Source organism: Chryseobacterium sp. CT-SW4 (genome assembly GCF_048572715.1).
Classification (GTDB): Bacteria; Bacteroidota; Bacteroidia; order Flavobacteriales; family Weeksellaceae; genus Chryseobacterium.
On the sequence record NZ_CP183840.1, the window covers coordinates 168572 to 181867 of the forward strand.

9 protein-coding genes and 1 riboswitch are annotated in these 13296 nt (G+C 38.9%); of the genes, 5 read left to right on the plus strand and 4 right to left on the minus strand.

The window, feature by feature from the left end; translation table 11 throughout:
* From ABJ974_RS00755 to ABJ974_RS00770, 4 genes are all read right to left on the minus strand, one after another.
* Positions 1-810: a hypothetical protein gene (locus ABJ974_RS00755; protein WP_419869488.1), complete on the minus strand. Its 810-nt coding sequence runs from the start codon at positions 808-810 to the stop codon at positions 1-3.
* A gap of 285 nt (positions 811-1095) precedes the next feature.
* Positions 1096-1881, minus strand: a complete 786-nt coding sequence (locus ABJ974_RS00760; RefSeq protein ID WP_419869489.1) for a hypothetical protein — start codon at positions 1879-1881, stop codon at positions 1096-1098.
* Between the two features lie 30 nt (positions 1882-1911).
* The gene (locus tag ABJ974_RS00765) at positions 1912-2688 is read right to left on the minus strand and encodes a hypothetical protein (RefSeq protein ID WP_419869490.1); all 777 of its coding nucleotides are present in this window, start codon (positions 2686-2688) and stop codon (positions 1912-1914) included.
* A 20-nt stretch (positions 2689-2708) separates the two neighbouring features.
* Complete coding sequence (locus ABJ974_RS00770; RefSeq protein ID WP_419869491.1) at positions 2709-3422, minus strand: hypothetical protein; 714 nt, start codon at positions 3420-3422, stop codon at positions 2709-2711.
* Positions 3423-3757: 335 nt separating this feature from the next.
* Positions 3758-3862, plus strand: a riboswitch (SAM riboswitch).
* Positions 3863-3944: 82 nt separating this feature from the next.
* Here ABJ974_RS00770 and ABJ974_RS00775 point away from each other — a divergent pair.
* From ABJ974_RS00775 to scpA, 5 genes are all read left to right on the plus strand, one after another.
* Positions 3945-6359, plus strand: coding sequence for a TonB-dependent receptor plug domain-containing protein (locus ABJ974_RS00775; RefSeq protein WP_419869492.1), 2415 nt, complete (start codon positions 3945-3947; stop codon positions 6357-6359).
* Positions 6360-6363: 4 nt separating this feature from the next.
* Complete coding sequence (locus ABJ974_RS00780; RefSeq protein WP_419869493.1) at positions 6364-7665, plus strand: APC family permease; 1302 nt, start codon at positions 6364-6366, stop codon at positions 7663-7665.
* A gap of 55 nt (positions 7666-7720) precedes the next feature.
* Entirely contained in the window at positions 7721-8806 is a 1086-nt protein-coding gene (gene prfA, locus ABJ974_RS00785) for a peptide chain release factor 1 (RefSeq protein ID WP_419869494.1), read from the plus strand.
* A gap of 130 nt (positions 8807-8936) precedes the next feature.
* The gene (locus ABJ974_RS00790; protein WP_419869495.1) at positions 8937-11045 is read left to right on the plus strand and encodes a prolyl oligopeptidase family serine peptidase; all 2109 of its coding nucleotides are present in this window, start codon (positions 8937-8939) and stop codon (positions 11043-11045) included.
* Positions 11046-11135: 90 nt separating this feature from the next.
* Entirely contained in the window at positions 11136-13262 is a 2127-nt protein-coding gene (gene scpA, locus ABJ974_RS00795) for a methylmalonyl-CoA mutase (RefSeq protein ID WP_419869496.1), read from the plus strand.
* Positions 13263-13296 lie beyond the last annotated feature (34 nt).

Here is a 13296-nt window from a genome sequence, read left to right on the forward strand (position 1 = left end):
TTAATTCTTGATAAGGCTTTCGATCAGTTGTATGTTTTCATCCATATGGGTTAATATTCCGTCAAGCCATAAAGTGATATTCTGAAGTTTAAATTCGTGTGCCCTATTTCTGGCCCTGGCAAAATTCTCTCTGCTGTAAAGGCTGAGCTCTGTTGCAATTCCCGAGATGTAAAGGACTCTCTCCTCAAACCTTTCAAGATTGTGGGTATTGGATAAAGCATGGGTTTGAATAAAATCCTGTACCCGTGAGCGGGCATAGGTCCATTGGTTGTGGGTGGTGTCGGACTGTAAATCTTCGATATCGTCATTCATTTGAATCCCTTTAAAAATACAGGAATGAATATCTTTTAGGATATCAACAGGATGAGTGGAAGTAAAAAGAAAATCTAATCCTAAAATAGGTACATAAGCAAGGCTGTGCTTATTAATTGCATATTCTTCAAAATGTTGAAGACTGAGAGGTAATTGCTGTTCTGCATTCTGTTTCTCTTTTAAAAGAGCGGAATAATATTGAAGGCTGTGCTCATCCAGTATTTTCCAGAATAAATGCTCTTCGGGAAATATTTTGGAGAGTCCTTTTACTGCTTCAAGATGACTTTTTGTAGCAAGATAAGGAATGTTCTTATCAGGTTCATCCGGTTGAGAATAATCGTAATCATTATCAATGATTTTATCCATTTCTAAAGTGAAATAACAAAACTGCTCTACGGAAGAATTAAACTCATTAAGTAATTCCTCATTGTCAATAATAAAACTTTCTTTTAAAAAATGGATTTGGTTCCGGAAAAAATAAAGGCAAGGCTGGCTCATAACGCATCATACAATTTAGATTAAAAGTACCTGAATAAGCTATTCAGGTACCCTAACATGCAAAAGTTTAAAGCCCTCCGCCTCCTGTTCCTGGATCAGTTGGAAGAGGAGTTGTTATCGGAGTCGTTGTCGGAGGGCAAGATGGTGGTGACGGCTGTGGCTGACACCAAGGTTTCGGATTGCAATAGAAAGTGAATTCTTTACGTTCTTCTAATTTCTCGATGGAGAAATTGGCTAGTTTTTCATTTAAATTGTTCATAGTGAAAAAATATTAGGTTAAAAAAATTATAAAGGTTTTGCCAGTACATTGAGCTTATCTCCGGTTCCTCCTCCCCATATTACCCTGAAGTCTTCCGCGGGAGAATTGTTTCCTGCTGCACCAGCTCCTCTTAATGCAACGGTATAAGTTCCGGCAGGAAGAACAATTTCAGAGGTTGGAGCCAGCTTAAAATAACCATTAATAGAGGAAGGAGTACGGTTGGAATAAACTATACTCTCAGAAGTATAGGTAATATTTACGGGAATCCCGCTGGAAGCAGGAGCGGAGGTAAATAATAACAAAGCACTAATAGCCCGGGGCTTGCCATCGGTAATAGTACCCCCTGCAGTATTTTGTATTTCAATGGAAATGTTGGAAGATATATATACAACAGATCTCTGCTTGAGATTGAAAGTTGTACTCAGTAAATTTCCGGTAAGATGGTAATTATAATTAGCCACTACATTTAATATAGTGCTGTTCACAAGCGCATCTTGTCCCGGGAGGATGTAGTTTCCGAAGGCTTCTATTCCTTTTTTTACAGAAAGATCTCCATTGCTATCCGCATATAATGGGGCAACGGTATTGGCGCCCTCAAAAGCAGTCGGGTTGTTATTGATATTAAGACCATCCACCCTTATCGTAGGGGTGATCAAAGCAAGACCCGTATTTCCTAAATTGCTGTTAATTATATTTGAAACTCCACTTATATGAAGCTTCTCCTCTGGATTTTGGGTCATAATCCCTACATTTTGTTGAGAAAATATAGATTGGAATATCAGAGAAGTAATAAGAGGTGCTGATTTTGTCATCTTTTTATGATTAATTATGGGTGTTAACAATTATTGTAAAGAATAGGCGATGATGCTAACCGTATCGTTACCTCCTCCGTAGCTTATCCTCAAAGGATTTTGTGTGGGTGCTGTTTCTGCAAAAAGATTGATGTCTAAAGTATAATTACCCTGCGGGAGATATAGTGTATCATTAGATGTTGTATAGAAAATACCGGAAGCACCAGTATTGGCAACGACATTGTTGTAAGATCTTATTGACTCTCCGAAAACTGAATTTTGAGCAGTAGAAATTCCTGATGGAGCTTGGGAGAACCTGAGTATTGTACCCCATGCCCTGTTGGAACCGTCTGTGATTATATTCCCATCCAAAGCGTTGAAAAACTGAAAGCTGGTTACTACATTAAATTTTACGATACTCGGGGAGGGAAGAGTGAAATTAAAAGACCGGATCGGCAGCTGTGTGCGGGTAGATGAAGCGGTCTGGTTAATAGTTACTGCCGAAGGAATATAATCTTTCTCACCGTTAGCCGTATTGATGAAATCGATCAGGACTAAAGGTCTGACGAGGGGATGCGAAAGGATAATATCCCCCTGGTTGGTCACGGATACCGGGCGTAACTTGTCTTCTATGGACTGATTGGTATTGTTCAATCCGTCAGTCCTGAGGGTAGGTCTTACAATCTGTACAGAAGTACCTTCAATGACGGATGAAGAGGATGTTCCGGCGATATGTAGTGTTTGCTGAGGGGAAGTTGTTGAGATTCCCACTTGTGCATATAGATTGTGAATGCCAAGCACAATGGAACCTAGAATAAATTTTTTCATATTGTATGATGAGGTGTTATTTAGTAGCTTAAAGGTGTAATACTAATAGAGATATGTTGCGTTGGCTGGTTAATATCATTAACTGCAAAATTCATGTTACTATCCTGAGAGTATCCATATAAGGTAACTGTGTAGTTGCCTTTCGGAAGGGAAAGGTCTTTCCTGGGCTCAATATAATAAGTGCCATCCAGCTGGGCGCCCTCATTATTGGTGGAATGAGAAATAACAGTTTGTCCGAAGGGCGTGTTGGAAAGTACTCCAGTAGGTGTTGAAGAGAATTTGAAATAACTTCCAAATAATCTTGCCTGTCCGTCTTTCAATAGTGTTATAGTTGAAATACGGTCTGTAATAGTCATTCCCACTCTTGCTTCAAGATGGACTATGGATGGGTATTCCAATGTAAATGTATGGCTCATTACGGCCTGTTCCGTACCCCCGGGAATGAGAATATGAGGAAGGGGCGCAATGAAATAGGACTGGTAAACCTGAGTGTTATTCATAATAACCAGCGATCCGTTAGCGTCAGAAAAAACTCTTTTTAAAGACCCGGCATCTTCATGTGCGGGATTGTTTTGGATATTAAGACCCTCAATTCGGATGCTTGAAGGAGATGTTCCCGTACCGGATACATGTAAAGCTTGCTGAGGTTGCTGATTATTAATCCCCACTTGGGAATAATGAAAGGTAGAGACTATAGCAAAGGCTGCTATTAGCCATAGTTTTTTTTTCGTCATTTTGGTGTTGTGTTTTGGTGTTGGTGTATAAATACCCTGCAAATATATTTATTTTTTTAAATAAAAATATTTTTTTAATTAAAATTTTATCATATTCTTATGAATTATACGTTGATTTTTCGTTTTAAGTAAAGGTTAAAATTTGATTGGTTTGCAATATGGTTGCTATTATTTTGTTTGTTTGATATTATCATTATAAATTTTAATTATATATTTAATTGTTGTTAAAATAAGTTGAATATTGATTATAAGAAAAAAGAAGGTGATATTTTTCTACCATAAACCTTTTAAATAATTTTTTTATTTGTTGAAAAAAATAGTCTACTTTTGCCGTAGATTTATTGAGAAAGGTGGAGGGATTTGGCCCGCTGAAACCTTAGCAACCTACATATTCATTCAATGTAAAGGTGCTAATTCCAACCCAATGGGGAAGATAAAATCACATTCCAATTTTTTCTTAATGATCTTCTATGTGTTAAATTTTGAAGTAAAAAACTAATTTAATTAGGAAAAACACTTACAATGAAGAAAATTAGTATAAGTATATTGTTTTTCAGCATGGCTTTTTTGTCAGCCCAGGAAAAAGAAAAGCAAATTGAAGATATAGTAATGGTGGGCAGCCGTAATGCGAACAGGACCAAAGTGAATACACCTGTTCCGGTAGATGTTGTCAGTATTGAAAAAATACAGAAATCTTCCCCGCAAACCACTGTTCAGGATATCCTGAACTATATCATCCCTTCTTTCAATTCTGTAAGACAGTCTTCATCCGATGGAACGGAGCATATTGATCCCGTAACACTGAGAGGAATGGGGCCTGATCAGGTTTTGGTCCTGCTGAATGGAAAAAGAAGACATACCACTTCCTTGGTCAATTATCAGAATACGGTAGGTAATGGTTCTGTAGGAACGGATCTTAGCACGATTCCTGTTATTGCCATTGACAGGATTGAAGTATTAAGGGATGGAGCCGCTGCTCAATATGGTTCCGATGCTATTGCAGGAGTTATTAATATTATTCTTAAAAAAGATGTGGGAGTTACGGCCAGTGCTACTTACGGACTTTCGGGAAGAAATGACGGAGAAACCTATCAGGCAGGAGTAAACTATGGCACTTCCCTGAAGGATAATGGATTTGTTAACCTTTCCCTGCAGCTTAATTACAGAGGTAAAACAACAAGAACCCAAAATCATAACCTGGATATTTTCGGAGACAATTTCGCCTATGATTTTGCTGATAATCCGGCGGCAGCCAGAGCTAGTGATGATGCCATCATCAGTGAAAGAGGACTTACGAGAGATTACTTTAATTTCCAGATCGGGGATGCTGAGATAAAGCAAGGTCAACTTTTTTTCAATGCCGAATATCCCTTTAATTCAAACTTAAAATTATATAGCTTTGGAGGCTTTAGTATAAAAGAAGGAGCCGGATATGGCTTCCGCAGGCTGCCAAGTGAAACTTCCAATGTTGTTTCAGCGATATATCCCAATGGATTTCAGCCTAAATTAGGTTCGAAAATCTACGATATGTCCTATGCTGTAGGACTTAAATACGATTGGAATCAATGGATATTTGATCTGAGTAACACCTTCGGCACCAATATATTTGAATATAATGTAAATAATACCAATAATGCTTCTCTGGGAATCAACTCTCCTACAAGCTTCTATGCAGGGTCCCACAGCTTTTTACAAAATACCATTAACCTGGATGTTTCCAAACGTCTTAATCAGTACTTTAACATAGCGTTCGGTGGAGAGTTCAGATTTGAACAATACCAGATCAAGCAGGGAGAAGAAGCTTCCTATACCCAGTATGATATCTTTGGAAATCCTGTTACTGAGGGAGCAGAGGTTCTAGGAGCTGGGGGATCACAGTCATTTACAGGCTTTTCTCCGGATAATGCATTAAGGAAAAACAGAAATTCTAGTGCCGTATATGCTGATGTTTCCTTTGATCTGGATAAAAAGCTGAACATAGATGTAGCAGCCAGGTTTGAAAATTATTCAGACTTCGGAAATACACTTAACGGAAAGCTTGCGCTGAGGTACGAAATTATAAACAATCTTGCAGTAAGGGCGGCAGTTGGAACAGGCTTCAGGGCTCCTTCCTTACAGCAGCAGTACTTTAATAATTCTTATGAGGATATTTCAACTTCCGGATCAGGAATTGTTACCAAGGGAATTTTCAGAAATGACAGTGACGCTGCAAGAGCATTGGGATTTGAAAAACTAAAGCAGGAAACCTCTTTAAACGGAAGTGTGGGGCTGACCTTCAAGCCGATAAGCAAGCTTTTTATTACTTTGGATGGATATTTTATAAAAGTAAAAGACAGAATTGTAATTACAGGAAATATTACGAGCCCCTTACTGGAGCCATATGGTGTAGAAAGCGGAAGATTTTTTGCCAATGCAGTAGATACAGAAACAAAGGGTGTCGACCTGGTAGTTTCTTACGACTGGAATCTGGGAGGAGGGAAGCTTAATGCAAGCCTTGCCGGAAACTATACCGAAACAAAAATTACTTCCATACATTTCCCGGAAGGGTTACAGGCAACCAGAGAAGAGTTTTTCGGACCGGATCAGATCAATATTATTGAATCTTTATCTCCGAAAACAAAAGCCAGTTTAGGGCTTAATTATAATGTAGGTAAATTTAATTTCCTCGTTAGAAATACCTATTTCGGGAAAGTGATAAGAGATGGATACCCTTATGGAGGAGTACAGGAGTTCTCCCCAAAAGTAGTTACCGATATAAGTGTGGGATATGATATTTCAAAACATATTAACTTTACACTGGGAGCCAATAATATATTTGATGTTTTCCCGGATTTACAGATCTACGAAAACTCCTATTATGGAATATTTAAATATGCACCGGTACAAATGGGAACATTGGGAAGTTATTTCTTTGGAAGAATGAATTTTAATTTCTAACAATATGGGAAATTCTCCTTTGCATAAAATTGGCTGGAAAACAGCAACTTCCATCGTCATCTCCAGTATGATAGGAACAGGTGTATTTACAACGCTGGGTTTTCAGCTGATGGATATTACCAATACATATAGTATTATTTTACTGTGGGTTATAGGGGGGATTCTTGCTTTATTCGGAACCTTTTGCTATGCAGAGTTGGGGATTTATTTTAAGGGAAACGGAGGGGATTATATTTATCTTTCCAAAACTTATCATCCCATGCTGGGCTATTTGGTAAGTTGGGTTTCTTTGATTATTGGATTTTCTTCACCCGTAGCTCTTGCTGCGTTAGCGATGTCTAAATACCTTTCCGGCTTTAATTATGATTTTGGAAACGGATTTGCCATACTTGTCATTTTCCTGGTTTCAATATCATTATCTTTTAGTTTGAAAGTGTCCAGTAGGTTCCATAACTCATTTACTCTTGTGAAGATACTCTTTATTATTATTCTGATTATAGCAGGAGTAGGACTGTCGGAACCGCAGATAGGAAATAGCCTGAACTATGATACAAGCTGGAAAAATGAAATCATGATGCCTGCCTTTGCCACCTCTTTGGTATTTGTTACTTATTCTTATACGGGCTGGAATTCCGCCTCATATATTGCAGGAGAAATCAGAAATGTTAAGCAAAACCTTCCCAAAGCTTTAATAATAGGTACCGTGTTCGTTACCGTAGCTTACGTATTGATCAATTATATCATGCTGAAGCACGCCCCTTTGAATCAGTTGGTTGGAAAAGAAGATGTTATGGCGGAAGTCGGGAAAAACATGCTGGGAAATTCTTCGGGAAAGCTAATCAATATTTTTATTGCCCTTCAGCTGGTGGCAACCATAAGTGGGTATCTTTGGGTGGGATCCAGACTGACCCAGGCTTTTGCAAAAGAAAATTATCTGTGGAAATTCCTTTCCGTCAATAATAAAAGAAATATTCCCGTGAGGGCTATTTTTGCCCATACCGTGATTGCCATTATCATTATTCTTTCAGGTACCTTTAAAGAAATTTTTGTGTATACGGCGTTCTTACTTCAGCTATTTGCCAGTTTATCAATTTCCACGGTATTTTTTCTCAAAAAAAACCAAAGGAAGATTTTTAAATCCAACCTCTTTTATATATTTCCTTCTGTATTCCTTCTCTTCAGCATCTATATCCTTTATTTTACCTTTATAAACAACCCAAAAGAAAGCCTTATCGGAATGGGAATTGTTTTGATGGGCATTATCCTGTATGGAGTAGATACAAAACTTTCAAAGCGGGAATCATAAAGGTTTTTCAAAATGAATTAATAATTCATATCTTTGCAGGCACAAAATTTCTACAATGTCTAAATCTTTAATTCCAAAGCTGGAAGCCATAAAACAACGATATAATGAGGTAGCAGACCTTATTATTCAGCCTGATGTAATTTCGGATCAGAAAAGATATTCTTCTCTGAATAAGGAGTATAGCGATTTAGGAAAAATTGTAAGAGTTTATGATCAGTATAAATCTGCCCTTGATACTATTGAAGAATCGGATGAAATTATTGCAGACGGTTCCGATAAAGATCTGGTGGATCTGGCCAAAATGGAAAAGATGGAAGCCCAGGAAAAAATTCCGGGACTGGAAGAAGAGCTGAAAGTTTTATTAATTCCAAAAGATCCTGCTGATGATAAAAATGTTATTGTAGAATTGCGCGCCGGAACAGGAGGAGATGAAGCTGCTATCTTTGTGGAAGATATCTATAGAATGTATACCATGTACTTCAAAACAAAAGGCTGGAGACATGAAGTCACAGACTCCAATGAAGCGGCGAAAGGATATAAAGAATTAATCATGAAGGTGGAAGGAGAAGGAGTTTACGGAATCATGAAATTTGAATCAGGGGTTCACCGGGTACAGCGTGTTCCTGAAACGGAATCTCAGGGAAGGGTTCATACCTCTGCAATAACGATTGCCGTATTGCCGGAAGCCGAAGAAGTAGATGTGGAAATTAATCCCGCAGATATTGAAATGCAGACTTCCCGTTCAGGAGGAGCCGGAGGACAGAACGTTAACAAGGTAGAAACTAAAGTTCAGCTTACCCACAAGCCTTCCGGAATTGTGGTCGTATGTCAGCAGGCCCGTTCTCAGCTGGCTAACCGTGAACTGGCCATGGAAATGCTTCGTGCCAAATTATACGATATCAAACTGCAGGAAGTACAGGGAGATATTGCAGCCCAAAGGAAAACAATGGTATCAACAGGAGACCGTTCAGCAAAAATTAAAACCTACAATTATCCTCAGGGAAGGGTTACCGATCATAGGATCAATAAGTCCATGTACAACCTCGATGCTTACATGAACGGGGATATCTCCGAAATGATAGATGCGGTGATTATGGCAGAGAATGCAGAAAAGATGAAAGGAGAGGAAGATAATTATTAAAAAATAGATCAATCATATTCAAGTCCTGATTTTTCAGGACTTTTTTTGTGCTTCGTAATTGGAATTGCCGGAAATTATTGCAGTTTTTTTCTTTAATATACTTTGTGTATTTTTGGTAAAACCGTTCAGTATGAATTTTAAACCAATTGTATTAACAGCTGGAGTATTATTTTCAGCCACATTGTATTCTCAGAAAATGAATTATCCTAAAGCTTTAAAAGGGAGCCAGACAGATACCTATTTCGGAACATCTGTTGCAGATCCGTACAGGGATCTGGAAAATGACTCTGAACCAACTAAAAAATGGGTGGATGAAGAAGTTGCCTTCAGCCAGAATTATCTTTCAAAGATTCCGTTTCGTGATCAGGTAAAAAAACAATTGACGGAAATATGGAATTACGAAAAAATTTCCGCACCTTCCATAGAAGGAGATTACACCTATTATTCCAAGAATAACGGGCTGCAGGCTCAATCCGTAATATACAGAACCAACAATAAAACCAAAGTAACAGAAGAATTTCTGGATCCGAATAAATTTTCGGAAAAAGGAACTACATCCCTATCCCAGCTCTCTTTCAATAAAAAAGGAAACCTGGCTGCCTATTCTATTTCTGAAGGAGGTAGTGACTGGAATAAGATTATTATCATTGATGCTATTACCAAAAAGCAGATAGACGAAACATTGGTGGATGTGAAATTCAGTGGTATCTCATGGCTGGGTGATGAAGGCTTCTACTATTCAAGCTATGACAAGCCTAAAGAAGGAACGGTTCTTTCCGGAATGACGGATAAGCATAAAGTTTATTTTCATAAGCTGGGAACAAAACAAAGTGAAGACCAGCTTATTTTCGGCGGCGAAAAGACACCACGGAGATACCTGGGAGCTGAAGTTTCCGAAGATCAGAGATACCTGATTATTTCGGCAGCCAATGCTACCAACGGAAACGAGCTTTACATAAAAGATCTGAAGAAAGGAGGAGACTTTGTTCAAATTGTAAAAGGCTTTGATATCAATGCCAATATTGTAGATACGGACGGCGATGATCTTTTCATTTTTACAGATAAAGATGCTCCTAATATGCGTCTTGTAAAAACCAATATCCAAAACCCGGTGCCGGCAAACTGGAAAGATGTAATACCTCAAACCGAAAACGTATTGGGAATTTCTTCAGGAGGTGGTTATTTCTTTGCCACTTATATGATTGATGCCATAGACCAGGTGAAACAATATGACAAAAACGGAAAACTGGTAAGAGACATTACTCTTCCGGGGAAAGGAAATGTTTCGGGATTAGGAGGAAAGAAAAAAGAAAAAGACCTGTATTTCTCATTTACCAATTATATAACGCCCGGAACCATTTATAAATTTAATGCAGATTCCGGAAAATCGGAAGTATACCAAAAGCCGAAAGTAAAATTTAATCCCGGGGATTATGTTTCCGAGCAGGTTTTCTATACCTCTAAAGACGGAACTAAAGTTCCGATGATGATCAACTATAAAAAAGGGATCAAGCTGGATGGTAAAAACCCTACGATCCTTTATTCATACGGAGGGTTCAACATCAGTTTACAGCCGGCTTTCTCAGTAGTAAATGCAATTTGGATGGAGAATGGAGGAATCTATGCCGTTCCGAATATTCGCGGTGGAGGTGAATATGGAAAAAAATGGCATGATGCAGGAACCAAAATGCAAAAGAAAAATGTATTCAATGACTTCATTGCAGCCGGAGAATATTTACAGTCTAAAGGATATACCTCAAAAGAATACATGGCACTTTCAGGAAGATCAAACGGAGGACTTCTGGTAGGTGCAACCATGACTATGAGACCGGATCTGGCCAGAGTGGCATTCCCGGGTGTAGGAGTTCTGGATATGTTGAGATACAATAAATTTACAGCAGGAGCCGGATGGTCTTATGACTATGGAACAGCGGAAGATAACAAAGAAATGTTTGAATACCTGAAATCCTATTCACCCGTTCATAACGTAAAAGCCGGAACATGCTATCCTTCCACTATGATTATTACAAGTGATCATGATGACAGGGTAGTTCCTGCCCATTCATTTAAATTTGGAGCGGAGTTGCAGGAAAAACAGGCTTGTGATCGCCCCGTGCTTGTCAGAATTGAAAAGAATGCCGGACACGGAGCCGGTAGGGCAACCGATCAGATCATAAGTGAAAATGCAGACCTGATCTCTTTCGCACTCTTTGAAATGGGAATTAAAAAACTGAAATAAGAAACGTAAGCACCTGAAATAGGGTGCTTTTTTTATGTTAAATATTCATTTGAAAATCCGTAAATTTAGCAACCTATAAATCTGAAAAGTATGAGAAGAGAGGTTAAAAATAAAACTCCTCAATTTAATCTGGTTGGGAATGAAACGGAAATTTACCGCTTTGAAAAAGATGGTCTTCAGCTTCAGTCATCTTATAAAGAAGAAGATGTAAAAGACAAGACACTGGTTCACACATTACCCGGAATAGCTCCTTACTTAAGAGGTCCGTATTCCACCATGTATGTACAGAAACCTTGGACCATCCGTCAGTATGCAGGTTTTTCAACCGCTGAAGAGTCCAATGCTTTTTACACAAGAAACCTGGCAGCAGGACAGAAAGGACTGTCGGTTGCCTTTGATCTGGCAACTCACCGAGGATATGACTCAGATCATACAAGAGTAGTGGGAGATGTAGGGAAAGCAGGAGTGGCTATTGATTCCGTGGAGGACATGAAGATCCTTTTCAATGAAATACCACTGGATCAGATATCCGTTTCCATGACGATGAATGGAGCAGTACTTCCCATTCTTTCATTTTATATCGTAGCGGCCGAAGAACAGGGTGTAAAGCAGGAACAGCTTTCCGGAACCATCCAGAATGATATTCTCAAAGAATTTATGGTAAGGAATACCTACATCTATCCGCCGGCTCCTTCCATGAAGATTATTGCAGATATCTTTGAATATACTTCTCAGAATATACCTAAATTTAATTCCATTTCCATCTCCGGATATCATATGCAGGAAGCAGGAGCAACTCCTGTTCTCGAAATGGCCTATACATTGGCCGACGGTCTGGAATATGTAAGAACCGGAATCCAGGCAGGAATGAATGTAGATGACTTTGCTCCGAGACTTTCATTTTTCTGGGCTATTGGAATGAATCACTTCATGGAAATTGCTAAAATGAGAGCAGCCCGTTATATCTGGGCCAATCTTTTGAAGCAGTTTAATCCACAGAACCCAAAATCCCTTGCCCTTAGAACCCATTCACAAACTTCAGGATGGTCACTCACAGAACAGGAACCCTTTAATAATATCACCCGTACAGCTATTGAAGCCTTATCTTCAGCACTGGGGGGAACACAGTCCCTTCATACTAATGCTTTGGATGAAGCGATAGCCCTTCCTACAGACTATTCAGCAAAAATTGCGAGAAATACCCAGATTATTTTACAGCAGGAAAGCGGAATTTGTGATGTAGTGGATCCGATGGGCGGAAGTAATCTCGTAGAAAGCCTTACCCAGCAGATGATAGAGGAGGCTATGAAATATATTGATGAGGTAGAGCAGGAAGGAGGAATGACGAAAGCCATTGAAGCCGGAATCCCTAAAATGAGAATTGAAGAGGCCGCCGCCCGTAAACAAGCTAAAATTGATAGTGGAGAAGAATTCATTATAGGAGTAAATTCTTTTAAATCTTCATTAAAACAGGATGAAATAGAAATTCTGGATATTGATAATACAGAAGTCCGCAGAAAGCAGATTGAAAGACTAAATAAGATCAAGGCAGAAAGAAATACTGAAGCCGTACAGCAGATCCTCAATGAGATCAGGGAAAGTGCTAAAACAGGAAAAGGAAATCTTCTGGCTTTATGTATCGAAGCGGCCCGGAGAAGAGTAACTTTAGGAGAAATGAGTGATGCCATGGAAGAAAGCTTTGGCAGATATAAAGCGAATATTAAAACAATTTCTGGAGTATACGCTATGAATGCAGGTAAAAATGAATATTTTGAGAAAGCACTCGGGCTTACTCAGCAGTTTGAAGAAGAAGAAGGCCGCCGTCCACGATTAATGGTTGCCAAGATGGGACAGGACGGACACGACAGAGGAGCCAAAGTTGTAGCAACAGCCTTTGCAGATATGGGATTCGATGTCGATGTGGCTCCATTATTCCAGACTCCTGAAGAAGTGGCAAAGCAGGCCGTGGAAAATGACATCCATATCCTGGGAGTGTCTTCATTGGCAGCAGGGCATAAAACACTGGTACCTCAGGTAGTGGAAGAACTTAAAAAATTAGGAGCAGATGATATTACCATTGTGGTAGGAGGTGTGATCCCTCAGCAGGACTATGAGTTCCTTTATAACAATGGTGCGGATTTTATATTTGGTCCCGGAACCAATTTACCCAAATGTGCCGTGGATATTTTAGAAGCTTTCATAAATCATGAAAAATAAAAGCATATAGATTACAAATTGTATAATTTTTGCA

Excerpts from the sequence above, each read along its gene's own strand:
- ABJ974_RS00755 (WP_419869488.1), bottom strand. The coding sequence starts at position 810 with ATGAGCCAGCCTTGCCTTTATTTTTTCCGGAACCAAATCCATTTTTTA.
- ABJ974_RS00760 (WP_419869489.1), bottom strand. The coding sequence starts at position 1,881 with ATGACAAAATCAGCACCTCTTATTACTTCTCTGATATTCCAATCTATA.
- ABJ974_RS00765 (WP_419869490.1), bottom strand. The coding sequence starts at position 2,688 with ATGAAAAAATTTATTCTAGGTTCCATTGTGCTTGGCATTCACAATCTA.
- ABJ974_RS00770 (WP_419869491.1), bottom strand. The coding sequence starts at position 3,422 with ATGACGAAAAAAAAACTATGGCTAATAGCAGCCTTTGCTATAGTCTCT.
- ABJ974_RS00775 (WP_419869492.1), top strand. The coding sequence starts at position 3,945 with ATGAAGAAAATTAGTATAAGTATATTGTTTTTCAGCATGGCTTTTTTG.
- ABJ974_RS00780 (WP_419869493.1), top strand. The coding sequence starts at position 6,364 with ATGGGAAATTCTCCTTTGCATAAAATTGGCTGGAAAACAGCAACTTCC.
- prfA (WP_419869494.1), top strand. The coding sequence starts at position 7,721 with ATGTCTAAATCTTTAATTCCAAAGCTGGAAGCCATAAAACAACGATAT.
- ABJ974_RS00790 (WP_419869495.1), top strand. The coding sequence starts at position 8,937 with ATGAATTTTAAACCAATTGTATTAACAGCTGGAGTATTATTTTCAGCC.
- scpA (WP_419869496.1), top strand. The coding sequence starts at position 11,136 with ATGAGAAGAGAGGTTAAAAATAAAACTCCTCAATTTAATCTGGTTGGG.